The sequence below is a fragment of the uncultured Cyclobacterium sp. genome (assembly GCF_963977555.1).
GTDB lineage: Bacteria > Bacteroidota > Bacteroidia > Cytophagales > Cyclobacteriaceae > Cyclobacterium.
This window is the reverse complement of record NZ_CAXBPD010000018.1, coordinates 80,214-106,315: the sequence shown is the minus strand read 5'-3', so window position 1 is coordinate 106,315 and position 26,102 is coordinate 80,214. Positions and strand designations below refer to the sequence as shown.

Here is a 26,102-nt window from a genome sequence, read left to right as displayed (position 1 = left end):
CGTTTTTGGCAGATAAATACAATATAAAGGGAATCAAAAGCTAAAGATATTATGATCGAACAACCAAACATAACACTAAAAGTAGAATTGCAACAGCAAAAAGACAAGTTCAATGAAACTGCTCCTGATGATACTAAGATCATCTATAAAAAAGGCATAGATGAAGTTGTCCAAAGTGGTATTGTTGAAAAAGCCCAGCAGGTAGGGGACGTGGCTCCTGATTTTGCCTTGAGCAATGCAAAGGGAGAGATGGTAAAACTTTCCGATCAATTAAAACATGGCCCAGTAGTTCTCACTTGGTACCGCGGAGGTTGGTGTCCTTATTGCAACCTTACCCTGCATCATTTACAGGAGGCTTTGCCCGAGTTCAAGGCACTTGGTGCTCAACTTTTAGCGCTAACTCCAGAACTCCCTGACAAATCACTAAGTACTTCAGAAAAACACAATTTAGCTTTTGAAGTTTTAAGTGACATTGACAACAAAGTGGGTAAAGAATATGGTATTGTTTTTCATCTCATTGACGGAGTAGCGAAAATATATGACCAAAAGTTCAACCTCAATGCTTACAACGGCAATGAAGAAAATGAGCTCCCTCTTGCTGCCACCTATATTATTGGTCAGGACGGAATTATAGCCTATGCATTTTTGGATGCCGATTACAGAAACAGGGCAAATCCAGAAGACTTGATAGCCTTCTTGAAAAACAGGAATTAAAATACCTTTCAGGCTTCGATACTGTCCACAAGTCAAAACCTTTGGGCCAGAAATATTCAGCAAAAAATTTTGTTAGCATTGTTGCTTTTTTTCGCAACAATGCTGACAAAACCAAACGGAAATTAGTTCAATTAAAACTTTAATAGGTTGATTCCTCATTGCTTTGCAGCAACTAACGTTATATTACTAACTATACAAATGCTTTAATTTATCAGAAAAGTGAAATAAAATATTGGAACAATTATTGAACTACAATTGGCAACTCAAAAAATATAATCTTAAGTATTTATTTAAAGAAATTTGAAATGTTTAAACTAATCTCCATTTTCAGTTGTGTGCTCATATTGGCTGCCTGTGATGTTACTTCCGACAATGAGCCAGATAATGACATTAACCCTAAAGTTACCGGCACAAAATATGGGATAAGTAAAGTCTCCATGGATGAGACTTACTCCGCATTGAAAACGGCACTGAATAACAATGATCAAATCGGAATCGTGGCAGAAGTAGATCATGCACAAAACGCTACATCTGTGGGTAAAGCGCTAGAGCCAACCAAGATTATCTTTTTCGGAAACCCTAATCTTGGCACCCCTTTGATGCAGAAAAATCAGCTTGCGGGATTAGACCTCCCTCAAAAAGTGCTTTTTTACACAATGAAAGATTCCGTTTTTGCCCTCTACAATAGCACAGAATATTTGGCATCGCGTCATGCCTTAGGAGGAGAAGCGAGCCTCACTCAAATTTCCGCCGCACTGGAAAACCTAGTAGGTGGAGCAATACAAAATGACCTAAGCAGTAGTGTTTCTCAATCTGTCACAGCGAATGAGGGAATAGAAACAGTAACGAGCTCGAAGGATTTTGAAACAACCTATCAAAGTTTAAAAACCATTGTTTCGGAAAACGAAAACCTCTCCATTTTGGCGGAATTGGACCACCAGGCAAATGCCCAAAACAAAGGACTTGAATTAAGGCCTACAAAAATCATAATTTTCGGCAATCCCAATTTAGGTACGCCATTAATGCAGGAATCTCAAACAATAGGTTTAGATTTACCCCAAAAAATTCTTGTGTGGGAAGACGCTAATGGAGAGGTTCATCTTTCATACAATGATCCTGAATTTTTAAAAATGCGTCATCAGATAACAGGAAGTGATACGGAAATCGGTCAAATCAGCAATGCCCTTCAAAATATAACAAACGCCGCAGCTGGGAACAATTAATTTTTCCTCTTGCTCTGTTAGCTCCTTTTAGGCTAAAACTTCAATATGATTTTATAAGAATCTTCACTTGATCATTTGGTCAGGGGAAGATTTTACTTTTGGACCAATCCTACTCATTCTAATAGAAGAGGCTTTCTTAAATAATTTATTTGGTTTAAGTGCTTGTTTTAGGCAACACTTTTTGATAGCTTAAACAGCTCGAAATTTGCCTAACCTATTTAACCCGAAATATGCAATAGACATTCTATTACATGCGGAAATGGCTGTAAAATCAGCCACTTCGTTGCTGTTTTCAATTTCACCATAGCGGTGCTATGCTAAAATCTCCAAACAGCCTCATTTTCTTGCGATTGCAACACTCATCACAAATCCTATTACATAATCCGGGTTTAACATTAAACCTATGAAACCATTCAAACATTTTTCATTCCCATTATTATTCTTACTCCTCATAAATTACTTCTGTGGGGCGACTTATGCCCAGAAAAAACCATTTAAGCCAAGGGTCATCGTCACCAGTGATGGAGAAATAGATGATGAATGCTCCCTGGTTAGATTCCTGCTTTATGCCAATGAATGGGACATTGAGGGCATCATTACCTCAAGCTCTCAGTACCATTGGCACGGACACAAATGGGCAGGAGACGACTGGGCGGTTCCTTACCTGGAAGCTTATGCAAAGGTACAACCCAACCTCCTCAAACACGACAATGCGTATCCCTCCGCAGCTTACCTCAGAGAACGCACTTTTCTCGGTAATGTAGAAACCGAAGGGGAAATGGATAAAATAACAGCAGGATCTCAACACATCGTTAAAGTGCTGCTGGATGAATCAGATGATCGGCCAATTTGGATTCAGGCCTGGGGGGGTACCAATACCATGGCAAGGGCATTGAAAACAATTGAAGAAGACCATGCAGACAAGATGGAAAAAGTAGCCAGAAAAATCCGATTCTATTTTATCTGGGAACAAGACGATACCTACCAAAAATACATTCGTCCCGTCTGGGGAAAATTAGTTAAAATTTATGACTGGAAAATAAATTTTCCAGTCATAAATCTACTTTATCAAATGTCCGAATAATCGGTAGGGTATAAGAAAGTGGTTACATTTTTTGAGACATTGTTCTGGTATTGTGAAAGGGAAGACAACTCTTTCCAATAAGGATCTGAACGAAATTTATCCCAATGGGCATCACGGTCGGCTTTATTTTCAAAAGTCGTCATGTACATCAGGTTTGGCATTGTTGGACCCGAAATAACCTCACCATAGAAAACAGCATTAAACCCTAATCTTTTAAAAAGCCCTACTTCGTCACCATCATTGAACATCTTGATCTTGTTTTCTGATATCTTCTCCGTATGGCCTTCATAGCTACGCAATTCATAAATCCTGTCTTTATTTGGCCCACTCAAATCAGGAACACCATATTTTGGATTTTTCTCGAAGGCATTCAATAAAATTGATTCGATTCTATCGTATGGCGGATTGGTATAGGGTGCATTTAGATATTCGGCACCTGCTGATTGAAATTGTTGGTCCTTGGCAAGCTTGGAATCTATTTTAGAAAACTCCTTCTGTGAACTAAAGGGTATCAGCACATAAATTAACTTTTCACTGAGCTTATTTCCCTCAGTTGAAGCAACAGGTTTGAATACCCCAATATGCTCAATCCCTGCTCTATGCATGGCAGGAAGGTAGGCTTTTTCAAGGTATTCGTCAATAACACTTTCCTGATCGCTTGAGGAGAAGTGATAAATTTTTATCTGGTAAAAGTCTCCTTTTCCAGCAAAGGAAAACCCAGTATTCAGCATTATAATGGCTAGCGCTGAAAATAACATATTGGTGTTTTTCATGATATTTTGGAATTAAATGAAATTGCTTGTAAGTAATATGCCACTTAAATGTGTCACAGTCACAATGATTTGAACCTTCGTGATAAATTTTTCTCAAGTTATCTAAAAAAATAGATATCCTGAAACTTCTAAACCTACAATTTAAAAAGCCAAAATGATCAATTATTAAGATCCGTAAATATTATTGCTTACTGCTTTAACCTTAGTTTTGCCAATACCGGCAAGTGATCAGATGCGTAATGTTCTTGAATCACTTCATGAAACAATGTCTGGATTCCTAAACCAGAGGAAAACAAAATAAAATCAATGGCTTTACTGGGCTTGATCACAGGAAAGGTATTTGGGCAAGCCTGGGCACATGTTCGTTCATAGGTTTTGTCCAGATGAGCCATGGTCTGGCTGTTTGCCTCCACATTAAAATCTCCCACCAATACTACAGGTAACGCTTCATTTTGAAAGTAACTTGTGATGGCCTTTGCCTGAGCCAGTGCATTGGCGTCACTTGTATAATCCAAATGCGTATTGCCAAACCTGATTTTTTCCCCTCCGGGGAGTTCAACTGTAACAATGGAAAGTGTCCGTCTCTCTGTACCTGTTTCCTCGGGAAGGTAAAGGGTTTCCATTTGTGATATTGGATATTTCGATAAAATGGCCGTTCCAAAAGCGCCCCCTTTATAGTCGATACCTTTGGAAAAGTAAAATTCCATTCCCGTGAGCCTTGCCAACTCTTTAGCCTGATCCAGGTGTTTTCCAGATCTTTCATTGTTAACGTCAATTTCCTGCAATCCCACTATATCCGCCTTTGAATCAATTATTACCTTGGCAATCCCATCCACATCTATTAAACCTGGTTTACTTGCAGGATTGCAATGATGAACATTGTAGCTGAGTACTTTTAGCTCAAGCCCATCAACCTGTTCAGGTTGGTCTTCGGAATCACCAATGTCGGAAGGCTCCTGGGCATTGGTGCAAGAAGTAAAAAGAAGGGTGAAGACTAAAAGTAAAAGGTAAGGTGATTTATTCATAAAATTGGTGGTAGAAAGTTTATAAGTTGAGTTCGATCAAATTTCATATTTAATTGTCAACCATAGGTTTAGGAAGGACATTGAGAAGAGAAAACCAAGGGAATTTTCCCTGCGAAGAGGTACTGCCGAAACCTTTCTTGACTCAACTTCTCCTAAGAGGTCGAAGTGACTATTTGGTCGGTTTTAATTCGATTTAAAATCAAGTTCAGGTTTATAATTAATGATCAGTTAAAATTCAGTACCAAATGGGCTTCAAGGGGCAGATGATCTGACCAATGGATGCTAGGAATATGGACCTTTTTTACCTTTTTCAGGTTTTCCTTACTCGTCCAGATAAAATCAATTTTTTTGACCGGATGTATGGTGGGGAAAGTATTTATCAGATTTTCATCTGCCATTTTAAACTGTTGAGAAAGCAAGTTCATTTCGTCCGTGCCTGGTAAGGCATTGAAATCTCCAGTAAGGATCGCAGGCACATCTTTCTTAAAAAACTCCAAAGCCTCAGCAGCCTGAATCATTCTTGTAGCTTGGTCCAAGGCGTAATGAACCGTAGCAAAATCAAGCTGCTGTCCATTTGGTAAGGAGATTCTTGCACCCAACAACCCTAAAGACTTTTTTTCACCATTTTTCATGGAAGTGATCTTTCCATTTTGTTGGCTGTCTATGGGATATTTGGACAGGATTCCCAGGCCATAAGCACCACCGTCATAGGCAAAATGTCTTAGGAAAACATAATACATACCCGTAATCTCGGCCAAAACTTTCATTTGATCTACATTGCCTGAACGGTTGCACATACTGTCCACTTCCTGTAAACCGACCAAATCTGCCCGGCTGCGCTTGATGTATGCCCCCATTTCCTCAAGCGTATTGACTTCCTTTTTGTCTGCCCCATGGTGAATATTATAGGAAATTACTTTGAGAGATTGTGCATGCAAAGCTTGCTCCTTTACCAGGAGCAAGCAAAAGGCGAATAATAAAATTTTATAATTCATGGGGCTAAATAATTTACTTTTTCCCTTCGGTAGAAAGTATAAATTCAGTAGTTAGACCTGCATCAGGTGAAACCAGTACGTTTTCAACAGTTGCCTTAATGCGTGTTTCCTCAGGATATTTCCATACCGCTTTCAAGATTACTTTTGTGGTATCATGGGGGCTAATTTTTACTTGTCCTAAAGGATACCCTTCTATATCGTATTCAGCTGTAATTGTAGTCTGAAAAGGAATATCACTATTATTAACGAAGTTAACAACCATCAGTGGTTCTGCTTTCCGTAATTTTCGCTCTACATATACCTCTAAGGAAGCCTTGAATAAAGCTTCGGCTTCGGATTTTCTTGCGACAACATAGTCACCAAAATACAAAGCTGTTCGCTTCGCAAACAATGCTTCTTCGACCCCTGCTCCTGATTTTTCTTTTGCAAAAACCAAGGTCATGGGTCGGTGAGAATCTTTGTACCTCGGGTGATTGTCATAATGCTCATCCGTATTACAAAGCATGGCCAAATCATGTTCCATGGCCATCTTATGGGCTATCACATTGTAATTTCCGGAATTGACCACTTCCACACCGGCCAAAATATCTCTGTCCAATAATTCCTGATGAAAAGCAGTAAACAATACGGTGTCCTTCTTGTCCCACCAGCTCCAGCTTGGGTGATTATATACCACAAAGGCATTCTGTTTTTTGGCAGCAAGAAATGGCCCCATCAACTGATCATGCGTAATGCTGTCCTTCATCACAAATTCAGCTTTTCCACTTTTCATATAAGCGGTGGGTAAAATATTGGCATCCTCCAGAAATAATGCATTATGATGGTAGGGGGCTACCCGTGGGGAAATTTCTACCCCTCTGATGATGATCAATCCCTTATTGGCTGCCGCTTTTGATGCAATTTCATAGGATTGATTGTAATCTTTATCAATTAGATCGGGAAAGCCTTCGTAATCTATGTGCTCGATAAGCGAAATCACATCCAGGTCATCCCTTAGTGCCTCTTTGACCCGAAAGGTAGGCCATACATGTCCATCAGAAAAAACGGTATGCATATGGAAATCACCTTTGAGCGTATAAAACCCAGGAATATCAGGAACAGTTATTTTACTGTTTTGAGCGAAAGAAATACTGCTGATGACCATGGCCACCAGCAGTAAAATTTTAAATTTCTGTTGCATAATTAGCAATAAATCAATCCCAGCCTGGGTTTTGTTCAAGGTTTGGATTCAACAGAATGTCTGAATTGGAAATGGGATGAAGGTATTTCTTTTCAGAAAATTCTCTTTCTTCATCATCTCTCCAGATCAGGTGACCTTTAGTACCTTCAGAAAGTTGAGAAGCAGTTCCATCAATAATATAATAGATCACGCCAGGGACTTTTGTCTCAGGAACCGTCTGCACGAAAGAAACATCAGGTGTTCCATTGCCATCCAAATCCATTGGCATATCTAATCCGGGAACGTAGATTCCTTTCCATTGCATTTCCATTAATTCACCTTTTTTCCAACGAAGAAGATCATCATACCTAAACCCTTCGTAACAAAGCTCTATGCCCCTTTCCCTTCTAATTTCAAGTAAAAACTTGTCTGAAATATTAGGGAAGTAGGTGTTTTGGAGATAACTATCTGCAGTAGCCGGTACCACTGGATTAACGCCAGCTCTTTCCCGAAGCGTACCAACGGTTTGATACCAAATGTTTTCATCAAATTCTCCTAGTTCGGCTTTTGACTCTGCATAATTCAAGAGAACTTCTGCGTATCGGATCAGCGGAATAGAATTGTAGGCTTCTGAAATTCCGTCTAGTCTTTTGTCGTCAAGACTATGTTTCAATATATGATAACCAGTGAAAGTATAACCGAAATTTGGTGGGGCTGCACTCCCATCACTTCTGGTATAGCCAAGGGAACGGACAGTTTGTCCAAGTCGGGCATCTCTATCTTTCATTTCCTCAACAAATAAGAATTCATCATACCCTTGCTTGTCTGTAAAGCGACTTCCATCAGTCATCAGGTAGGTATTGACAAATTGCTTGTTCAAGCCCCAGCGTGCGCCATAGGTAGCGCTATTAAACTTCCATGTGATATTGTGCCACCTTCGCAAGGCATTGTTGTAAACCACAGCAAACATTGTTTCTGTGTTGACTGGATTTTCGCTGGTAAAAAGCACCCTATAATCTGTAGCAGGAGTTCCATTATTATACAGCGAATACATGCCGGCATCCATTACTTTTTTTGCTGCATCTGCAGCTTCCGTCAAAAATACATTTGCGGTAGCAGCTAGTCCAGCTTCAGAATGGTATTTTCTGAACGTTCCTTCAAAAAGAGTGACCCTTGATTTGAAAGCCAAAGCAACTTGTCGGGTAACCATTGAGGAGGTATTGTCCTTGGTGTCCCTAATATGCTCTACTGCAAAATTTAAATCTTCCAATACATTGTTCATCACCAATTCACGAGAATCTCTGGGTTTGTAGAGTTCTTCCTGATCAGAAGTATCAAGCGTTTTGGTATACCAAGGCACATCTCCATACTGTTTCACTTTTTCAAAATAGAACCAGGCTCGAAAGAATCTTGCAATGCCTTCGTAATGGTCTCTGGCTTCCTGCGGAATGACTTCATTGTCAAAGTTTTCAAGAAAATAGTTGATATTTCTTAAATTTGTCCAGTTCCATGAACCTTCATCTACGGAAGAATACGTTCCTGAAATGAAAGTAGGAGATTGATTTTTAGAAGTAAAATCACCCATTTCGTCACTTTGAACTACTGCCAACCCACTTGGAAGCATCCGTTGATAGAAGGAAGTGATATATAACTCCAGGTCTTTTTCGGATTGGAAAAAGGTATTCGGCACCAATTTATCCACTGGCTCGGTTTCCAAAAAGTCTTCACAGGAACTGAGAGACAAGATGGAAAAGATGGCCATTGATAGTAATAGCAATGATTTTTTCATAATCAAATAGCGTCAATAATTAAAATGAAAGGTTCAAACCGAGGGTATAGGTTTTTAGCATAGGATAGGCATCTCCCTGTCCATGGCTATTGGTCATGCCTCCAGTTGGAGATTCGATAATTTCCGGATCAAAATTGTCCGTATGTTTGTAGAGTCCTGAAAATGTCAGAATATTCTGGCCACTTACGTAGACCATCGCTTTTTTCAGCCCCACCTTACTAATAAGCTGTGCTGGAATAGTATAATCGAGGGTCACGTTTTTCAATCTTAAATAACTCGCATCTTGTAAAAACCTTGTTTGAGGTGCACCAAGTGACCTGGTAGTACTCAATGCGGTATAGCCTCTGAATCTTGGGAAATAAGCTTCAGGGTTTTCTTCAGACCAGATGTCATTCATCATGATTTCAGGCTGGAAACCATAAGGACGGTTATAAGGGCCATAGAAAAGATCCGCCTCAGGAGCAAAATACCAATCCCGCTTGCCTATACCCTGGAAGAATGCGGAAAGACCAAACCCATTCCAATCGCCAGAAAGCGTGAAACCAAATTGGTATCTTGGCGCATTGTTTCCAATAATTCTTCGGTCTCCCGGATCATCTACTGAGTTAGTACCTCGGTTTATAACTCCATCATTGTTCAGGTCAGCAAACTTTAAATCCCCTGGAAGCCATTGCCTGTTATTAGAGTTAATGATGTAACTCTGATCAGCATGGCTGGCAACATCTTCTGCTGAGGTGAACAATCCCATGGTTTCATATCCCCAGATTTCGCCAATACTGGAACCCTCATAATAGGTGCTTGAGATAAGTTTATTGGGATTATTAAACTTTGTGATTTTTGCTTTACTGTCCCATACTGAACCAGAAACACTATAACTGAAAGGTTTGGAGGCCAAGGAAAATTCATCTCTCCAAGCCATGGTGTATTCCCAACCTTTGGTAGACAAGTCCGCAAAATTCCCATATGGAACTGTTGCCCCAAACACATTTGGCAAGGGCTCACCATAGGTGAACATATCGGTAGTCAATCGATTGTACCAATCAAAACTTAAGGTGAATTTTCCACTGTACATAGAAGCGTCCAATCCAATATCTAAGGTGGTGGCCTTTTCCCAGGTAAGCCCAGAAGGAATCGCTCCAGGTAAATAAGTATACCCCTTTTGAATGCCATCCAAAATCACACTTGTTTTGGCAACAGTCATGGTTTCCATGTACCTGTAAGGCGCCACATTCCCATTGCCTAGTGTGCCATAGGAAGAGCGGATTTTAAGGTTATCCAACCAACTTTTAGTAGTACTCATAAAACTTTCTTCAGAAAGATTCCAACCTGCAGAAACAGAGGGGAAAAAACCAAATCGTTGATCACTAGGGAATTTGGAAGAACCATCATACCGACCATTGAATTCCAACAGGTATTTCTCATTAAAGCGGTAATTGAGTCGGTAAAAAGCTCCCATATATTTCCATTCACTGCCTCCACCACTTATGGTATAATTAAGGCCATCCATTAAGTTAAAATCTGGCTTGGTCTCAACTAATAAGCCATCTCGCTGTGCGTTTAAGTTTGCCGCACGATTGCTTTCCACGTTATAGCCCAGTAACAAGCTGAAGTCATGCACTTCGTTAAAACTCTTTTTTAACTCAGTAGTAATATTTGAGCCCCAATAGGTGTTTTCATCTGTAAGCTCCCGTAGTAAACTTTGACCAAATCTTGCGCTCTGATCAGGTGCCGAGCTGTAGTTCACAAAATTATTGAACCGAGAGTCTTTATTAAAGGTCTTGGAAAAAGTGAAATTGGCTTTAAAAGTCAATAAGTCACCAAAAGGGGTGGCGGTAAGCGTAGGGGTATTCCTAACAAAAAATTTGCTCTGATCCGATCTACTGCTACCATCTACATAGGATGCGCCAATATAAGATCCGGACTGCGTAAATGTACCGTCAGGGTTTTGCATTACCGCCATTGGAAAGCCCTGGACTGCTAAATACCTCCAAATCCCCGCATCACCATTGGCCAATAGGGGATATTCATATTTGTAAGTACTGAGGTCAAAGTTATTTTGAATGGTCAACCAATCCGTAAGCTTTACTTCTCCTTTTGCCCTTAGGTTGTACTTGTCAAACCTGTCTGAGGAGTACCTGAAAATTCCATCCTGGTGATAGTAGAGGCCTGAAATATAATAACTGGCTTTGTCAGTTGCCCCCGATGCACTTATAGAAGCTTCTGTGGCAGGCATTTTGTCTTTATGCAGGTAATCGAACCAATCGGTACTACCAAAATACTCATAACGATTCAACTCCTCATTAAAAACCGTTTCTGGCAAATTTGGGTTCTCGTTGTGATTTTTCAGCTCTTCCAGGTATTCGAGTGAAAAAGGAAAAATACTGTTTACAGAGATGGGGTGGGTTTTGTAATCGTACCAGCCAGTAAATGCCTCATCAAAGCTTTTTGCCCATTCATAACCATTGGTCACCAGGTTAGGAACAACTGTTCTTTGGTTTACAGAATGACTGATTTTAACATCTACTCCTGAATGTCCTTTAACTGGATTTTTGGTGGTAATCAAAACCACCCCAAAAGCTGCTCTAGAGCCATACACAGCGGCAGAGGAAGCATCCTTCAAAACAGTCACACTTTCTACATCATTGGGATTAACCAAATTTGGATCTCCTTCTACTCCATCTATCAAAACCAAGGCATCACCACCTGCTCCTATGGATGTCGCTCCACGAATATTGAAAGAGGCGGATCGTGTTGGGCTACCATCAACCATCTTGATGTTCAGGTTGGGCAAAGCTCCCTGAAGCATCCTTGTCAAATTGGGAGAGGGCCTGTTTTCAATGGCTTCTGAGCCTATTTGAGATACAGCCCCTGTCAGGTTTATTTTTTTCTGGGTGCCATATCCTACTATTACTACCTCTTCCAGCTCCTGAGGATTTAGGGTGAAAACAATCTTTTCTCTAACAATTGGTAGCACCTTAGAATCATAGCCCAATGCCGATGCCTTGATTTCTTTGCCTAACAATGATTCATCAATCTCCATAGACCAATTTCCATCAAGATCCGCCATTGCCCCTTGGCTGGTTTCTGATAGGTATACACTCGCACCTGTAATGGGCTCCTGCGTCTCAGCATCCAAAACCCTACCAGAGACATTGATCTTCACTTCAACCATTTTCTGGGATTTCTTTAAGGTAGGTTTTACGGCTATGGATTCATTCACTTGTTTAAAACCTAGCTTTGCCTGAGCTGCTACCTCATAAAGTAATGTTTCAAGGTCTGAATTACCAGAAAGAGCAATTGCTTTGTTTTCAACCGCCTCAGGGTTAAAGTGAAACCTAAACGTAGTTTGTTTTTCAACTACGTGAAAAAAAGCAAGTACAGAAGTCTTTCTAGACTCAATGGAAATTTGTGTTTCGTTTAAATGCTGCCCCTGAATTTTGTTGGCACTCGCCATTCCAGTTAGGCAATTGTTCAGCATAAACACAAGCATCAAGAACTTGGAGGTATCCCAAATGCTTTGTAGTAGTTTTTTTTTCATAATTTTGATAAATAATAAAAGGTTGAGACTGGTAGGTGTCCTATCGTCAAATTTGTACACCAACCCGCCAGTTAAATCATTCGATCTATTTTCCGGTGGTATCATTTACCACCGGATTTTATTTTGCATGGGGAAGCATAAATAGTTACATGAGTGTCATCTAGTTTATATGTTATGTTTAGTGCATAGCTGAGTGTTTCCAAAATTTGCTCGAGGCTTGCTTGTTTAAATTGACCACTGTAATGGCAGTTTTTTTTACTCCCCATTATTTCAATGGGTATTTTATACCATTTTTTTAAGGTGCTTTGAATCTCCTCTAGTCCAGCATTTTCGAAAGTAATCAAGCCCTGATGCCAATCAGGAAGTTTGCTAACATCAAATGAATGGATGTCACTAATTCCCTTCTCTTCCGTCCAACTGATTCTTTCTCCCTTTACCAGTATGGCTGAATTTTCATGGGATTGTTGGTCATAAAACATCACCTTTCCAGAATAAACAGAAAGTTCTATTTCATTCTGTTCATAAGATTTAAGGTTAAAAGAAGTGCCTAGAACTACAGTGGAAAATGCTCCAGTAGTAATTTGAAAGGGGAATTCTGGATTGCGATTTACCTTAAAGAAGGCTTCTCCACTGAGTTTAACTTTGCGGTTGTGGGAAAAATCTTCCGCATACTCCAATTCAGATCCTGTACTCATCAGAACTTCGCTGCCGTCAGGTAGAAAAAAAGTGGAGACTTTTCCTATGTCATTGGTATATATCCCAGCTGCTAATTTGACTGGCGTTTCCTCTACTGAAAGGCTCCTTAACAATCCGTAAGAAGTAAAACATATCCCAAGGAAAATTGCGGCCTTCCATAACCAATTCTTCAAAAATGGAAACTTTTTGTTCTCTAGGCGCCTTTCTACAGGATGTGTTTTTTCAAGGATAGTAACCCATGAATCGGATTTAATTTCATAAAGATTTTCAGGAATAACCGTCTGCTCATTAAGAGACTGGTACCAAAGATTTAATTCATCAACGGCTGTTTTGTTCTCTACTTCCCTATTGAAAAGCTTCCGTATTTGTTTTATTATTTTTTGTGAATTCATAAAGGTGCTCTCTGTATATAAGAGCTTGAAATCACTTTTTCTATCTAGTCAAAACCCATTAATGAATGATGAATAAAAAAATGAACTTGGTAACAAATTGGTAATAGAATCAAACGATAATTAAGGAAAGGATTGCTACTGAAAGTAAATTGTTCTCAAGTTGTCCTTGTATTTTTGCATTCGCCTGGCTTAAATGATTTCGAACTGTGGATTCTGCCACATTATAGGTCTCTGCCAACTCTTTGACGGTTTTGTTTTCAAACCTGTTTTGAATAAAAATTTGTCTGCTCTTTTGAGGCAAGGCATCTATCGTATCCATTAGGAAAACATACAATTCATTAAATTCCATAATCTTAAATCCATCGTCCCTATCAATAAAAAAATCATTAGGTACAGCGGTATCAAGCTCATCAAAAACAATTTTTTCCTGGTCGATCCATTTGAGAAACTGATATTTCAACATCGTAACCAAATAGCTCTTTAGGTTGTGGATTTGCTTGAGGCTTTTTCTATATTTCCAAAAGGCAATAAATGTCTCTTGAGCCAGGTCTTTCGCTAGATCTTGGGATTTTGTTTTTTGAAGGGCTTGAAGAAAAAGCAGTTCCCAATAGGCATCAAAAAGCAGTTTAAAGGAAGCCTCATCACCCTCATTTTGTATTCTCTGAAGAAGCAGTTGTTCGTTTGGAATCGCTTTCATGAGCTAAGTATTTAAAGCAAAGTTAGCTTTAGCACGATCGACCCAAGAAAAAATGATGTTAAGGATTGATTATGATTTAGACTTTGTATTTAACTCAAAATAAGCAAGAGACATTTCATGAATGAGACTACATCAATTCAAAATCAACTGGTTAACGTTTGGAAAACTTTTCGTGGCAACACTGTCCTAACCCTCCAAATGACCTGATTTTCTTGGGATTTCAACTGTTCTAGGTAGCGAAAAAAATTCTGTTCTATTATTTCAGTATAAATAAGGGGATTTATGATAATAGAGAGGTCGAAAAATAGGTAGTTTCTTTGCCTCATGTTTAAGCCCAATAGTCAAACAATAATTTTGACTGGTTTTTTATCCTTATCAATCGCCACAAAAGTGAAAGTTCCGGAAATGGCTTTTTCACGTCCGACTTCGTACATCTGTTCAATAAAAATTTCAACGCTTACTTTAAGACTGGTATTTCCTACGCGAACCACCCGACCACAAAGTTCGATAATTGTTCCTGCAGGAATCGGTCTGGTAAAATCAATTTTATCGCTGCTGATGGTCACCATATGCTGTCTACTGAAGCGAGTTGCGGTAATAAATGCTACTTCATCCATCCATTGCATGGCCTTTCCGCCAAATAAGGTGTCGTAATGGTTGGTAGTATTGGGGAAGACTGCTTTGAAGATCCGGGTTTCAGATTGATTGATTTTGTCTTCGAGAATCATGCTGGTTTATTTCTTGGTGATGAAAAAAAATAAATAATCAGGTTCTTATGGGTATCCAAAGGTAGGATATAAATACAATTAAACCGTACCCTACTGCATTTAGAAATAAAAGTTAAATCCTAAGTTACTCGATCTTAACGAGAGATTGCCTATTTAAGAAAATGCCTAAAAATGAAATAATTGCACTCGCAATAAGTTATTTAACAGATGAAAGTTGGTATCAAAATTACCTTTTGACAATAACATTTTAGCAGGTGAGTTTAATAATAAAAGTTTATAATTCTACTTAGAAAGGGCTCTTCCTTCAATAACTTTTTAACGTTTTCTACTGGCCAAAGGACTTAGGGACAAAAAAAGCGAGTCTTATTCAGACTCGCTTTTTATAATTATTTCTAAAGGTTCTCCTGAATTGTCCAGGAATTTATACTCCGTCACCGGTAATGAAGAATCTTTGACCAGGTTGATCCATTTATAATATTTAAAAAACCAATGCATCCTTTGAGAGAATATGCCATGTGTAAAATAGGCATGTAAATAGGGGTGCAGTGCAATTTTAATCTTTGATTCGTTTTGGTGAATTGCAATGTGCTCTAAATCTTTGACCAGTTTATCTGCCACGAGTATGGAGGCTTGTATTTTGCCTGTACCATTACAAGAAGGACAAATTTCTTTGGTAACTATGTTCATTTCAGGTCTAACGCGCTGTCTGGTGATTTGCATCAATCCAAACTTAGTAAGAGGAAGTACCGTATTCTTTGATCGGTCATCTCTCATTGCATCTTTCATCGCTTCAAAAATGGCCCTTTTATTATCGGCCTTTTTCATATCGATAAAATCGATCACAATAATTCCACCCATATCGCGAAGCCTTAGTTGCCTTGCAATTTCTTTTACGGCCACCATATTGGTTTTTAGGCCTGTATTTTCTTGATCACTTTCCTGATTTGATTTGTTGCCACTATTAACATCCACTACATGCAAGGCTTCTGTATGCTCAATGATGAGATAACCGCCTTGGGGGAGACTAATGGTGGTTCCAAACAGGCTTTTGATCTGTTTTTCTATACCAAAACTTTCAAAGAGCTTCGCTTTTCCGTTGTAAAGCTTAACAATTTTTTCTTTTTCTGGAGCAATGGATCTTATATAAGACCGCATCTGATCGTAAATTACTTCATCCTCTACCGTGATTGCGTCGAAAGATTCATTGAGCAAGTCTCTAATAATAGAAGAGGCCAAACTCATTTCTCCGATGATTTTGTCTTTAACTTTGGCTTTTTGAAGCTTTTTCATTCCATCTTCCCAAGACTCTAAAAGAGACCTAAGGTCTTTGTCCAGTTCGGTGACAGATTGTCCTTCTGCCACTGTACGAATAATAACACCGAAATTAACCGGTTTGATGGAGGTGATAAGCCGTGATAACCTTTTCCTTTCCTCAGCACTGCGTATTTTTTTGGATACGTTTACTGTGTTAGAAAATGGTACCAATACCAAGTATCGACCAGCAAGGGAGAGCTCACAGGATAGTCTGGGCCCTTTCGTAGAAATCGGTTCTTTGACAACTTGGACCAAAACCTGATTATTTTTAGACAAGACTTGGCTTATTTTACCAAGCTTGTCTATTTCAGGTTCGTTTTCAAAACCTTTAAGGTCGAAACCTTTATGGTTTTTATTTCGGGTTAATTTTACCAGCTTACTTAAGCTGTTAACCTGTGGTCCTAAATCCTGATAATGTAAAAAAGCATCTTTTTCGTAACCTACATCAATGAAGGCGGCATTTAAGCCATTTACGATCTTCTTTACAGCACCAAGATAGATGTCTCCAACTTTAAACTTATTGTCTTCTTCTTCTACATGAAGCTCAATTAAGTTTTTGTCTTTGAGAAGGGCAATTCGACTACCATTTTGAGAGGAATCAATTAATAATTCTGAACTCAAATTGTGTCTCTGTTATGAAATAAAAGAACGTGTTAGTTGCACAGAAATAAGCTTATTTCTTATTCTTGTGTCTGTTTTTTCTCAATCTTTTTTTGCGCTTGTGTGTAGCGATTTTATGTCTCTTCCTTTTTTTTCCGCAAGGCATAATTTTATAGTTTTAGTTTAACAATTTTTTATTATAATCTATCTAAATAATTCTCTATTCCCGAAAGAATTTGAGGATCTGTAGTTTTATTACGTAATCCCTCTAAATGGGTTTTGGCTTGTTTCTTCTGATTGGATTCAAACAAACTAACGCCCAAATAAAATTGCCCCTGAATGTTCTCAGGGTGATACTGAACAAGCGTTTCAAAACGCTCAACAGCCCTTTTGTACTGACCACTTTGCATAGACAAAATGCCCATGTTGAAAAGTGCTTCTTCATTCTTAGGATCCTCTTCCAAAACTCCCCTTAGCATGGTAATACCCTGCATAGGATTGGCTGAGGAAACATAAGTCATTGCTACTTTTGTTTTCAAATCAAGCCTGTCCGGTGTGGTCTCTAACACTTTATTCAAGTAAAAGCGTGTTTTGTCACCTAACCTTTTTGTCTTGATTTCTTCCATGGAAAAACCAAAAGCTTCATAATATGCATTCCCTGCTTTCTCCCAATTCTCAGGAGCTGGAGCCTTTTCAGCTATTAAGCCAAAATAAAATGCTGCACTGTCCAATTTACCGCCGCTTTGATAAACTTTAGCAATTGAATCAGCGAATATAACAAAATTTTCGGTACCAGCCTCTTCGTCTAAGTCAGCCATCAGTTTCTCGATGACTTCAAGATCGCTACTACTTAGGGAGTTTCCGTGGTTGTTTTCATCTGTTGATGAATCAGAACCCAAACCACTTCCGTCTTCAGTAAGCCCCTTGTCTTCATTGTCAACTACCACCATGGGTAAACTATACAATAAATAAGAAACGATTATACCAACAACAACGAAAATAATTTGGGATCTTTTCATAGTCTAACTAGTCAAAACTTTAGTCCTGTGGAGCCAATTCTTTAACGTTTTGACTGTTTTTAATTTTTTCAATAAATGATTTAGATGGCTTAAAAGCCGGGACATAATGTTCGTCAATCACAATCGCCGTGTTTTTAGAGATATTTCTTGCGATTTTTTTAGCCCTTTTTTTGTTTATAAAACTGCCAAAACCTCTAACATAGATATTATCTCCTTCTGCCATTGAATCTTTTACAACCTTGAAAAACGCCTCAACGGTCTGTGTAACATCATCCTTTTGGATTCCTGTCTTCTCCGAAATCTTTGTGATTACCTCTGCTTTAGTCACTGTCTTAATATTTTTTTGTGTAATTCAATTGAGGCTTAACCTCCTATTAACCAACTAATTTTGGGAGTGCAAATTTACAATAACCATTTCAATTAAAAAATTAAATCGATAAAATTAGCGTCATTTGTTCAATTATTTGGGAATAATAAAATTTTAAAATTTTGAGTTTCAACAATTTCACTGAGAATCTGCTCCGTTGGTATCCCCTTCATCGCCGTGATCTGCCTTGGAGAGAGACAAGGAATCCATATATCATTTGGTTATCCGAAATCATCCTTCAACAAACCCGCGTGGCACAAGGATTGCCCTATTTCCATGCTTTTATTAATAAATTCCCAACCTTAACAGATCTTGCTAACGCACCCGAAGAAGAAATCTTAAGGACATGGCAAGGGTTGGGCTATTACAGTAGAGCAAGAAATTTACATGCCTGTGCCAAATACCTCGTCTATGAAAACAATGGGGAATTTCCTGATACTTATGCAGGGTTATTAAAATTGAAAGGTGTTGGGCCTTACACGGCAGCAGCGATTGCATCCTTTGCCTATAAAGAACCTGTAGCAGTACTTGATGGCAATGTTTTTCGGGTATTGGCAAGGTTTTTTGGCCTGGACATGGATATTTCGTCTCCTAAAGGCAAAAAAGAGTTTGCAAAACTCGCCAATCAACTGATCTCCAAAAAATCCCCTGACCAATACAACCAGGCGATCATGGAATTTGGAGCGCTGCAGTGTGTACCAAAAAACCCGGATTGCAGTCAATGCCCAATAAGCACTGGATGCTATGCCCTAAAATATGGACAGGTAAATACGCTTCCAGTCAATGAAAAAAAAGTGAAAATAAAATCGAGGTACTTTTTATACTTCCACATTCATATTGGAGACTACACCGTCGTCAAGACGCGAAAGGACAAAGACATATGGCAAGGCCTGATAGACTTCCCCTTAGAGGAGCACAACTTATTAGATGAGATCGTGAATATTGATCCTGACCAGCTTAGTTTACCTTCAGCGCTACATTCATTGAACCCTCATTACAGCTTGGGTTCTGAAAAACCCTACAAACACATCCTCACACATCAAAGAATTTTTGCTTCCTTTGTAAATATAGAATTGAACGAAAAGCACAAAGTGGCACTTGAGAAATGGGCTAACGCAAATGAGTACGATCTAGTAAGCGAAGCAGTGTTAGAATCTCTTGGTAAACCCAAATTGATTGTCCGGTACTTGAATCAATAATATTAATTGTTTATATTTAATCAGCTTTTTAAATAACCTTAAAAATCTAGTAATGGCAGGAGTTAATAAAGTAATTTTATTGGGAAATCTTGGTGCAGATCCTGAAGTTAAGCACCTGGAAGGAGATAAAGTAGTCGCAAACCTTAGACTGGCCACCACTGAATCTTACAAAGACCGCTCTGGAAACCGCGTTGAAAACACAGAATGGCATGACTTGGAACTGTGGGATGGACAAGCCAGAGTGGCTGAGCAGTACCTAAAAAAAGGAAGCCAAATATATGTAGAGGGAAAAATCAAATCCGACACTTGGCAAGATGATCAAGGAAACAATCGTAAAAGAACAAAGATAAGGGTACAGAGTTTCACCATGCTCGGAGGAAAGAGCAGTGGACAGGAAAATGCTCAAGGTGGAAATCAAGGCCAACCTGCTCAAAACCCTAATTCAAATACAAACATGAACACGTCTTCTGCCAAAGCCTATGACGGTGATGACAATGAAGCGGATGATTTACCATTTTAATTGTAATGGAATTCGGTAAAATCATTAGTTTTGCATAAAATTATATACATAAATTAATGGACGACCCCTATCCGAGTTTGCTGCTCCTGACAGATGTCATAGCTGTATCACCGGTTTATTTGGTGGGTAATGCGGTATTGTTTATCGCATTATTGATAATATCAGCTTTGGTTTCTGGTTCAGAAGTAGCGTTTTTTTCTCTGAATCACGAAGATATTGAAGAAATCAGGGTGGCTTCAGATACGAGGTCAGGTAAAATTATTACCCTGATAGAAAATCCTCAAAAATTGCTGAGTACCATATTGATTCTTAATAACCTTATTAATATCAGTATTGTTACCCTCACCACTTTCTTCACCTGGAGTGTATTTGGAACTGATGCCACTGGAATTGTAATTATCCTATTTCAAACCATAGGCGTTACCTTTTCTATTGTTTTTATTGGGGAGATTGTTCCCAAGGTATATGCCAATGCAGCCAGCGTCAGCTTTTCGAAACTCACAGTTGGTTTCCTGTATTTCTTCTATGTGGTTCTCGCACCTGTGTCTTATTTACTTATGGCCATCAGTGATGTAATTGAAAAACGTATCGAGAAAAAAGGCTACTCTTTATCTGTAAATGAATTGCACCATGCCTTAGAAATAACTTCTGTAGACACAAGCAATAACGAGCGCGACATTCTTAAGGGAATAGTGAATTTTGGTACCCTATCTGTAAAGCAAGTGATGCGGTCGAGGATGGATCTTACGGCTGTGGACGTGGACATGGATTTCCATGAGCTAATGGACAAAATCAACAAAAGTGGCTATTCAAGAATTCCTGTTTATGAAGGTACCATAGATCAAATAAAAGGTATACTGTATATAAAAGACCTTTTGGACCATATTGAGAACGATGAACATTTCAATTGGAAAGACCTGATCCGAAAAGGGTATTTTATTCCCGAAAACAAAAAATTAGCTGACCTACTTAAGGATTTCAAAAATAAAAGGGTTCACATGGCCATTGTAGTAGATGAATATGGTGGCACTTCAGGATTGGTTACATTGGAAGACCTTATAGAAGAAATCATAGGCGACATCAACGATGAGTTTGATGAGATAGAGGAATATTTATTTAAAAAACTGGATGATAAAACCTTTCTTTTTGAAGGAAAAATTTCGCTAAATGATTTTTGTAAAAAATTAGATTTAGACATACAATTGTTTGATGAAGTCAAAGGTGAAAGTGAATCTTTAGGCGGTTTATTGCTTGAGTTAAACTCCAACCTACCTAAGAATGGTACGAAGATAAAATTCGATAATTTTGAGTTTACCATAATGGCTGTGGATACTAGAAAAATTAAAAAAGTAAAAGTAGTATTAGATGGACCAATTGATAAAAATGTTCCTGATCAAATTGATTGAGCTCAAAATCAAGATATTCACCTGAATAAATAGACCTGGCTTAATTTTTAGAAGTTAGTGCTTATTTTTTTCTTTTTTTTTCGTAATTTTAAAATTGGCAATTTTAGACTTGTAAGTGTAATTCAAGAGGCTGTCTTTCTCAAAATATGGTCTTAATTCAACTGAAACAATATACTTTCACAAAACTTTATATTTTTCCAGTAAGAATTTTAAGGCGTTCCTAAATTGACTTAATTATAATTTTTTAATTCTTATTCAGCTATTAATTCATTTTTGTTTTACCTTTATTGTCTAGAATTTAATAATTGAAAAATTTATTGTGAATTTTTCAAAGTGAGTTCAGTACCAAATACAATTAAATTTAACAGAATGAATCAAGGTTTATATCGTTCAGAGTTTGAGCATGATGCCTGTGGAATCGGGTCAGTTGTTAATGTGAAAGGCCTTAAAAGCCACGAAACTATAAGTGATGCTTTGCTTATGCTTAGCAATATGGAGCATAGAGGAGGACGAGGCAGCGACCCAAAGACAGGTGACGGTGCTGGTATTCTGATACAATTGCCCCATACATTCCTGAAAGAGGTTACGCAAAGGTTAGGTTTTGGATTACCAGAGGAAGGATTCTATGGTGTTGGTATGGTGTTTTTTCCAAACAACAAACAACTATACAAAAAGTGCAAATCAAACTTAAATAAGATAATCAACGAATTGGGCTTTAAGCTCATCGGATACAGAGCTGTACCCACAGATGATACTGTGCCTGGTTCAGGTGCTTTAGAAGTTATGCCCAATATTGAGCAAGTTTTTGTTCAGCACAAAGACAATCTTTCAGGGCTTGATTTGGAAAGGAAGCTTTTTGTGCTTAGAAATTATGCTACAAGTATTCTTAATTCTACGATCCCTGGAGTTAACAGTGCCTTCTATTTTGCCAGCTTTAGTAGTCAAACGTTGATCTATAAAGGACAATTGCGAACTGATCAGGTTTTGACCTTTTACAAAGACTTGCAAAACAACAAGCTTAAATCAGCCATCGCACTGGTTCACTCAAGGTTTTCTACGAACACCTTTCCAAATTGGAGATTGGCCCAGCCTTTCCGATTTCTATCCCACAATGGGGAAATCAATACCATCCGAGGAAATCTAAACAAGATGCGCTCCAAGGAGACCTTGATGAAATCCATCCATTTTACGGATGAAGAACTTCAGATGCTATTGCCAATAACTAACTCTAAAAATTCGGATTCTGCAAACCTGGATTCAATGGTCGAGTTACTTGCGCTAAGCGGTAGAAGTCTTCCTCATGTCCTTATGATGCTTGTACCTGAAGCCTGGCAGGATAACAAGACAATGGATAAAAAGAAAAAAGCTTTCTATAAATTCCATGCCTCATTGGTAGAGCCATGGGATGGTCCAGCAGCATTGTTGTTTACTGATGGCAAATCACTAGGGGCCACATTGGATAGAAATGGTCTTCGACCATTGAGGTACTTTATTACCTCAGATGATCGTCTGATTCTTTCTTCCGAAGCTGGTGCACTGCCTATTAGAGAGTCCACCATTATAGAAAAAGGACGTATCAGCCCGGGAAGAATGCTATTGGCTGACCTTTCGAAAGGGAAAATTTCCTTCGATGAAGAGGTTAAAGATGAAGTAGTCAACAGAAAACCTTATGATTCCTGGATCAAAAAGGAAAGGCTTAAATTAAGAATGATTCCGGCTCCAACGGATCTTTCTTTTCCTTACAACACAGATAACATCAAGAAAAAACAAACCATTTTTGGTTACAGCCAAGAAGACTTGAAGGTTATTTTATCGCCAATGGGAGATACGGCTTATGAGCCTATCGGATCCATGGGTGCAGATACTCCTTTGGCCGTCTTGTCTAAACAAAGTCAGCATATCTCCAATTACTTTAAGCAATTGTTTGCTCAGGTAAGTAATCCTCCAATTGATCCAATCAGGGAGCGTTTAGTAATGTCTTTGTTTACCAGAATCGGTGAAAGCTATAATATACTTGAGGAAAGTGCCAAGCATACGCGTCAAGTACATATTTCCCAACCTGTCTTACTCAATGAAGACCTTGAAAAATTAAGAAACCTTGAGGAGAAGGGTTACCATTCTGCTACATTGAATGCTCATTTTGAAGCGGATGGCAAGCCTGGTCGTTTACTGGAAGCCCTAAACAAGTTGTGTCAAGCGGCAGAAGATGCGATTGGAGAAGGAAAAAATATTATTATTATTTCTGATAGAAATTCTCAAAAAGATACCGCACCTATTCCATCCTTATTGGCAGTAGGAGCAGTTCACCACCACTTGGTGAACCAGAAATTGAGAACAAAAGCAGGATTGGTTGTTGAAGCAGGTGATATTCGGGAAACCCATCACTTTGCAACAGCAATTGGTTATGGTGCAAGTGCCATCAATCCTTACTTGGCTTTAGAAACACTTATTTCGCTCAACGACACTGGCATGTTGAGCAAGAAAATCTCTCAAAAGAAATTATTTGAGAACTATAAAGAAGCAATTGGTAAAGGACTACTTAAAGTTCTTTCCAAAATGGGTATTAGTACACTTCAATCTTACCAAAGTGCACAGATATTTGAAGCCATTGGCCTTGGGGCTGAAGTAATTGACAGGTGCTTTAAAGGTACGGTCAGCAGGATAAGTGGTGTTTCATTCGATGAATTAGCCGACGAAGTTCTTGTAAGACATCACACTGCTTACAAAACCCAAAGCCCTTTATTGGAAGCAGGAGGAGTTTACCAGTGGAAGCGTAGAGGTGAGAAACACCTTTTCAATCCAGAGACCATCCATCTTTTGCAAAAATCTACCCAGCTGGGAGACTATAATTTGTACAAGAAATTTGCAAAAAAGATCAATGATCAAACCAAAGATGCCATGACATTGAGGGGATTATTGGAATTTAAAAAGAGGATATCCGTTCCGATAGATGAAGTAGAGCCAGTAGAAGCTATACTGAAGCGTTTCGCAACAGGAGCAATGTCTTTTGGATCAATATCTCATGAAGCCCACAGCACTTTGGCCATTGCCATGAACCGTATCGGAGCAAAAAGCAACAGTGGTGAAGGTGGTGAAGACGAGGTAAGATTTGAGAAAAAAGAAAATGGTGACTGGCAAAGATCTGCTATCAAGCAGGTGGCTTCCGGTAGGTTTGGAGTTACGAGTAATTACCTAACCAACGCCGCAGAATTACAAATTAAGATGGCTCAGGGAGCCAAGCCAGGAGAAGGTGGTCAGCTTCCAGGTCATAAGGTAGATGATTGGATAGGAAAAGTTAGACATTCTACTCCCGGAGTAGGATTGATTTCACCTCCACCTCACCACGATATCTATTCTATTGAAGATTTGGCTCAGTTGATCTATGATCTAAAAAATGCCAATAGAAAAGCAAGAATAAACGTGAAACTAGTATCCCAAGCCGGTGTAGGAACTGTAGCAGCAGGGGTAGCTAAAGCTCAATCTGACGTAATCCTGATATCAGGAGCGGATGGTGGTACTGGTGCTTCTCCACTTAGTTCCATCAGACACGCAGGTTTACCTTGGGAACTTGGTTTATCAGAGGCACACCAAACCTTGGTTATCAATAACCTTCGAAGCAGGGTCACCTTACAGACGGATGGACAGCTAAGAACAGGAAGGGATTTGGCGATTGCAGTACTATTAGGTGCTGAAGAATGGGGTATCTCTACTGGTGCATTGGTGGTAGAAGGATGTATAATGATGAGAAAATGCCACCTAAACACTTGTCCAGTTGGAATAGCTACCCAAAACCCTGAATTAAGGAAACTATTCACGGGTAATCCGGATCACGTAGTGAACTTCTTTACTTTCCTAGCCCAGGACCTTAGAGAAATCATGGCTTCCTTAGGTTTCAGGACCGTTAATGAAATGGTAGGTCAAAGCAATATCCTTAAAGAAGCGAATGGTCAAATGAACCATTGGAAATGGGATAAATTAGATCTAAGTCCTATATTCCATAAAGTAGAAGTTCCTGACCATGTAGGTATTCACAAGCAAATTGATCAGGATTTCAGACTGAAAAAAGTGCTTGACAGAAAACTTATTGAAGCCGCTACTCCAGCGCTTGAGCAAGCAAATAAGGTTACGGGAACTTTCGACATCATCAATGTGGACCGATCAGTTGGTGCCATGTTATCCAATGAAGTCTCTAAATTCTTTGGAAGTCCTGGTTTACCAGACAATACCATACACTTTAAATTCCGAGGATCTGCAGGACAGACTTTCGGCGGCTTTTTAGCCAAAGGGATCACTTTCGAACTTGAAGGTGAAGCCAATGATTACTTTGGTAAAGGGCTTTCAGGTGGTAAATTGATTGTTTATCCAAATCGAAATGCCAATTTCGTAGCAGAAGACAATATCATTATTGGCAATGTAGCCTTTTATGGAGCCACTTCTGGTCACTCCTATATTAAAGGAAAGGCTGGAGAACGTTTTTGTGTAAGAAACTCAGGAGTAGAGGCAGTAGTAGAAGGTATTGGTGATCACGGTTGTGAATACATGACAGGTGGTTTGGTAATCATTCTAGGTGAAATAGGCAGAAACTTTGCTGCTGGTATGAGTGGTGGAATTGCCTATATCTTTAAAGAGAACTTGGGCAATATCAATAAAGAAATGGTTGACATTGATCCCCTGAACGAGGACGATTATGCAACCATCAAAAACTCTCTATCGGAACATGTAGCGCTTACCTCTAGTAACAATGGAGCTAATCTATTAGAAGATTGGGAAGCCGGTAAAGAACGGTTTATTAAGGTAATTCCTAAGGATTACAAAGAAGTATTGAGAAAAAGAGCATTAGAAAATTCTAAAACATTAGTATAAG

19 protein-coding genes are annotated in these 26,102 nt (G+C 38.9%); 7 read left to right on the top strand and 12 right to left on the bottom strand.

Annotated features, from left to right (window positions below):
• Window positions 1-51 precede the first annotated feature (51 nt).
• The 3 genes from AAC073_RS19680 to AAC073_RS19670 all read left to right on the top strand — a co-directional run bounded on the left by AAC073_RS19680 (window position 52) and on the right by AAC073_RS19670 (window position 3,021).
• Window positions 52-714 (top strand): peroxiredoxin-like family protein, encoded by a 663-nt coding sequence (locus tag AAC073_RS19680; protein ID WP_339925519.1) that lies wholly within the window; start codon window positions 52-54, stop codon window positions 712-714.
• Window positions 715-1,019: 305 nt separating this feature from the next.
• Window positions 1,020-1,937: a DUF302 domain-containing protein gene (locus AAC073_RS19675; protein ID WP_339925518.1), complete on the top strand. Its 918-nt coding sequence runs from the start codon at window positions 1,020-1,022 to the stop codon at window positions 1,935-1,937.
• A 403-nt stretch (window positions 1,938-2,340) separates the two neighbouring features.
• Window positions 2,341-3,021, top strand: coding sequence for a DUF1593 domain-containing protein (locus AAC073_RS19670; protein WP_339925517.1), 681 nt, complete (start codon window positions 2,341-2,343; stop codon window positions 3,019-3,021).
• Here AAC073_RS19670 and AAC073_RS19665 read toward each other — a convergent pair.
• The 12 genes from AAC073_RS19665 to AAC073_RS19610 all read right to left on the bottom strand — a co-directional run bounded on the left by AAC073_RS19665 (window position 3,006) and on the right by AAC073_RS19610 (window position 18,074).
• Window positions 3,006-3,794, bottom strand: coding sequence for an NIPSNAP family protein (locus AAC073_RS19665; protein ID WP_339925516.1), 789 nt, complete (start codon window positions 3,792-3,794; stop codon window positions 3,006-3,008). The genes AAC073_RS19670 and AAC073_RS19665 overlap by 16 nt on opposite strands.
• 188 nt (window positions 3,795-3,982) lie before the next feature.
• On the bottom strand, window positions 3,983-4,819 hold the full coding sequence (locus AAC073_RS19660) for an endonuclease/exonuclease/phosphatase family protein (RefSeq protein WP_339925515.1): 837 nt from the start codon (window positions 4,817-4,819) through the stop codon (window positions 3,983-3,985).
• A 224-nt stretch (window positions 4,820-5,043) separates the two neighbouring features.
• The gene (locus AAC073_RS19655) at window positions 5,044-5,814 is read right to left on the bottom strand and encodes an endonuclease/exonuclease/phosphatase family protein (protein ID WP_339925514.1); all 771 of its coding nucleotides are present in this window, start codon (window positions 5,812-5,814) and stop codon (window positions 5,044-5,046) included.
• 13 nt (window positions 5,815-5,827) lie between these two features.
• Window positions 5,828-6,994 (bottom strand): Sb-PDE family phosphodiesterase, encoded by a 1,167-nt coding sequence (locus AAC073_RS19650; RefSeq protein WP_339925513.1) that lies wholly within the window; start codon window positions 6,992-6,994, stop codon window positions 5,828-5,830.
• Window positions 6,995-7,007: 13 nt separating this feature from the next.
• The gene (locus tag AAC073_RS19645) at window positions 7,008-8,762 is read right to left on the bottom strand and encodes a RagB/SusD family nutrient uptake outer membrane protein (RefSeq protein WP_339925512.1); all 1,755 of its coding nucleotides are present in this window, start codon (window positions 8,760-8,762) and stop codon (window positions 7,008-7,010) included.
• Between the two features lie 19 nt (window positions 8,763-8,781).
• Complete coding sequence (locus AAC073_RS19640; protein ID WP_339925511.1) at window positions 8,782-12,300, bottom strand: TonB-dependent receptor; 3,519 nt, start codon at window positions 12,298-12,300, stop codon at window positions 8,782-8,784.
• 101 nt (window positions 12,301-12,401) lie between these two features.
• On the bottom strand, window positions 12,402-13,388 hold the full coding sequence (locus AAC073_RS19635; RefSeq protein ID WP_339925510.1) for a FecR family protein: 987 nt from the start codon (window positions 13,386-13,388) through the stop codon (window positions 12,402-12,404).
• 109 nt (window positions 13,389-13,497) lie between these two features.
• Entirely contained in the window at window positions 13,498-14,085 is a 588-nt protein-coding gene (locus AAC073_RS19630) for a sigma-70 family RNA polymerase sigma factor (protein ID WP_339925509.1), read from the bottom strand.
• Window positions 14,086-14,426: 341 nt separating this feature from the next.
• A complete protein-coding gene (locus tag AAC073_RS19625) occupies window positions 14,427-14,813 on the bottom strand; it encodes an acyl-CoA thioesterase (protein ID WP_339925508.1) in 387 nt (128 codons plus the stop codon).
• A 363-nt stretch (window positions 14,814-15,176) separates the two neighbouring features.
• Window positions 15,177-16,748 carry an Rne/Rng family ribonuclease gene (locus AAC073_RS19620; RefSeq protein ID WP_339925507.1) on the bottom strand — a complete coding sequence of 524 codons (1,572 nt, stop codon included), beginning with the start codon at window positions 16,746-16,748 and terminating at the stop codon, window positions 15,177-15,179.
• A 176-nt stretch (window positions 16,749-16,924) separates the two neighbouring features.
• Window positions 16,925-17,746 carry a tetratricopeptide repeat protein gene (locus tag AAC073_RS19615; RefSeq protein ID WP_339925506.1) on the bottom strand — a complete coding sequence of 274 codons (822 nt, stop codon included), beginning with the start codon at window positions 17,744-17,746 and terminating at the stop codon, window positions 16,925-16,927.
• A 19-nt stretch (window positions 17,747-17,765) separates the two neighbouring features.
• Entirely contained in the window at window positions 17,766-18,074 is a 309-nt protein-coding gene (locus tag AAC073_RS19610; protein WP_162342569.1) for an HU family DNA-binding protein, read from the bottom strand.
• Window positions 18,075-18,235: 161 nt separating this feature from the next.
• Here AAC073_RS19610 and mutY point away from each other — a divergent pair, with 161 nt between their 5' ends.
• The 4 genes from mutY (at window position 18,236) to gltB (ending at window position 26,101) form a co-directional block, all read left to right on the top strand.
• Window positions 18,236-19,312 carry an A/G-specific adenine glycosylase gene (mutY, locus tag AAC073_RS19605; RefSeq protein WP_339925505.1) on the top strand — a complete coding sequence of 359 codons (1,077 nt, stop codon included), beginning with the start codon at window positions 18,236-18,238 and terminating at the stop codon, window positions 19,310-19,312.
• 52 nt (window positions 19,313-19,364) lie between these two features.
• Entirely contained in the window at window positions 19,365-19,832 is a 468-nt protein-coding gene (gene ssb, locus AAC073_RS19600) for a single-stranded DNA-binding protein (protein ID WP_339925504.1), read from the top strand.
• A gap of 56 nt (window positions 19,833-19,888) precedes the next feature.
• Window positions 19,889-21,238 (top strand): gliding motility-associated protein GldE, encoded by a 1,350-nt coding sequence (gene gldE, locus AAC073_RS19595; RefSeq protein ID WP_339925503.1) that lies wholly within the window; start codon window positions 19,889-19,891, stop codon window positions 21,236-21,238.
• A gap of 369 nt (window positions 21,239-21,607) precedes the next feature.
• Complete coding sequence (gene gltB, locus AAC073_RS19590) at window positions 21,608-26,101, top strand: glutamate synthase large subunit (protein WP_339925502.1); 4,494 nt, start codon at window positions 21,608-21,610, stop codon at window positions 26,099-26,101.
• The last annotated feature ends 1 nt before the right edge of the window (window position 26,102 follow it).

Coding starts and splice junctions, on each gene's coding strand:
- AAC073_RS19680 (WP_339925519.1), top strand. CDS start 52: ATGATCGAACAACCAAACATAACACTAAAAGTAGAATTGCAACAGCAA.
- AAC073_RS19675 (WP_339925518.1), top strand. CDS start 1,020: ATGTTTAAACTAATCTCCATTTTCAGTTGTGTGCTCATATTGGCTGCC.
- AAC073_RS19670 (WP_339925517.1), top strand. CDS start 2,341: ATGAAACCATTCAAACATTTTTCATTCCCATTATTATTCTTACTCCTC.
- AAC073_RS19665 (WP_339925516.1), bottom strand. CDS start 3,794: ATGAAAAACACCAATATGTTATTTTCAGCGCTAGCCATTATAATGCTG.
- AAC073_RS19660 (WP_339925515.1), bottom strand. CDS start 4,819: ATGAATAAATCACCTTACCTTTTACTTTTAGTCTTCACCCTTCTTTTT.
- AAC073_RS19655 (WP_339925514.1), bottom strand. CDS start 5,814: ATGAATTATAAAATTTTATTATTCGCCTTTTGCTTGCTCCTGGTAAAG.
- AAC073_RS19650 (WP_339925513.1), bottom strand. CDS start 6,994: ATGCAACAGAAATTTAAAATTTTACTGCTGGTGGCCATGGTCATCAGC.
- AAC073_RS19645 (WP_339925512.1), bottom strand. CDS start 8,762: ATGAAAAAATCATTGCTATTACTATCAATGGCCATCTTTTCCATCTTG.
- AAC073_RS19640 (WP_339925511.1), bottom strand. CDS start 12,300: ATGAAAAAAAAACTACTACAAAGCATTTGGGATACCTCCAAGTTCTTG.
- AAC073_RS19635 (WP_339925510.1), bottom strand. CDS start 13,388: ATGAATTCACAAAAAATAATAAAACAAATACGGAAGCTTTTCAATAGG.
- AAC073_RS19630 (WP_339925509.1), bottom strand. CDS start 14,085: ATGAAAGCGATTCCAAACGAACAACTGCTTCTTCAGAGAATACAAAAT.
- AAC073_RS19625 (WP_339925508.1), bottom strand. CDS start 14,813: ATGATTCTCGAAGACAAAATCAATCAATCTGAAACCCGGATCTTCAAA.
- AAC073_RS19615 (WP_339925506.1), bottom strand. CDS start 17,746: ATGAAAAGATCCCAAATTATTTTCGTTGTTGTTGGTATAATCGTTTCT.
- ssb (WP_339925504.1), top strand. CDS start 19,365: ATGGCAGGAGTTAATAAAGTAATTTTATTGGGAAATCTTGGTGCAGAT.
- gldE (WP_339925503.1), top strand. CDS start 19,889: ATGGACGACCCCTATCCGAGTTTGCTGCTCCTGACAGATGTCATAGCT.
- gltB (WP_339925502.1), top strand. CDS start 21,608: ATGAATCAAGGTTTATATCGTTCAGAGTTTGAGCATGATGCCTGTGGA.